The following is a 1,328-nucleotide window of genomic DNA, read 5'->3' on the forward strand; positions in this document are numbered from 1 at the left end:
ACTATAAATGAGCAAATATCGAATTTTGCACAAACTTATCCCACAAACTTAAAAGCTTCTTCGAATGAGGCGCTGCTTTTTATGAGGCGGTACAGGTTTGCAAACTGTTCCTGCTTTAGCTGCTGCTTCAAGGATGCGTATCCCTCTTCGAATGTGCAGTAGTTTCCAGAATGCATACAGCACAAATAGTGGACCAACGACATGATCAGCCAATACCTTTGGATTCCCTGACGGGATCGGATTTGATAACTATCCAGCGCAAGTTTACTTTTGCTCTGCCGGAAAAATAATTCAATCGGCCACCGTTTCGTATAGGTGTCCAGGATCTCCTGCGTGGATAACTCTGCATTTGTAGAGAGAAATACACGCAATGCTTTGGGATTCCCAAATCCATCCTTCGGATAGCTGAGGATCACCGCTGCATTTGGAATGCCATTCAACTCCCCTTCATAGCGGTATACATAGAATTCACGGCTGCCAACGGTCACGAGGCTGACATCCGGGTCTGTTTTCCGCAAATGAAGGGCAAATGCACTGGCTTTTTGACGGATCCCGCATGGATAAAGGATTCGGTTGGTCTTTAATGCCCCAACCGTATAGAATCCTTTCCGAATAAAACGGTCCATCACTTTTGCAGTAGTATACCAGCTGTCACAAAGAAAGTAGGAAATGACCGGCGCAGCGGGAAGTTCTTCCGCGATCTCCTGTACAATCTGGATCTTTGATCTTGATTTATCGTACAGGATGACTGCATAATTCAGGGTAATCCCGTTGCAGGAAAGCATAACGGAGACAACCTGATGCCCATAATCCTGACAGCCTTTTAAATGTGATTGATGAAAATACGCAGCTTCGATTGGATGAACCGCCTGTGACGAAGGCCGGGTATGTGAAGCAATCGTATCATCCACAATACAGTAAATCGGTTGTCCGGAACGCTGTGCTTCCCTATAAATGGCTTGGAGGATGCTGCTTTTTAAAACATCCTGCAATGCATCGTCCTTCCATTTTCCGTGATTCAGGAAATAAGCGGTCGTTGTCCTGTGGCAATGGCTGACTTCTTGGAAATCAACTGTTTTTCCCCGGTATCCCCGGAGAAAAACAGACAGGATGATGGTCAATAAGTGGTTCAGATACACATCGGATAAAAATAATCCGAGATTTAATGCTTTCAGGTAATTGTAAATATGTTTGGAATGATGTATACTGTTTGCAACGGACACCCCCTTGTTTGAGTGAGTATGTTGTTTGTTGGTACTTCAATTATACATCCTTCTACAGAGGGTGTCTTTCTTTTGTGCAATATTTTGGATTTGCTCATTTATAGT

The 1,328-nt window shown here is 43.9% G+C and carries 1 protein-coding gene; it reads right to left on the reverse strand.

Annotated elements, in window-relative coordinates:
- Positions 1–35: 35 nt before the first annotated feature.
- The gene (locus tag DW743_RS17790; protein ID WP_238046251.1) at positions 36–1,223 is read right to left on the reverse strand and encodes a transposase; all 1,188 of its coding nucleotides are present in this window, start codon (positions 1,221–1,223) and stop codon (positions 36–38) included.
- Positions 1,224–1,328 lie beyond the last annotated feature (105 nt).

Origin of the sequence: Blautia sp. AM28-27 (genome assembly GCF_003480905.1) — a bacterium.
Classification (GTDB): domain Bacteria; phylum Bacillota; class Clostridia; order Lachnospirales; family Lachnospiraceae; genus Fusicatenibacter; species Fusicatenibacter saccharivorans.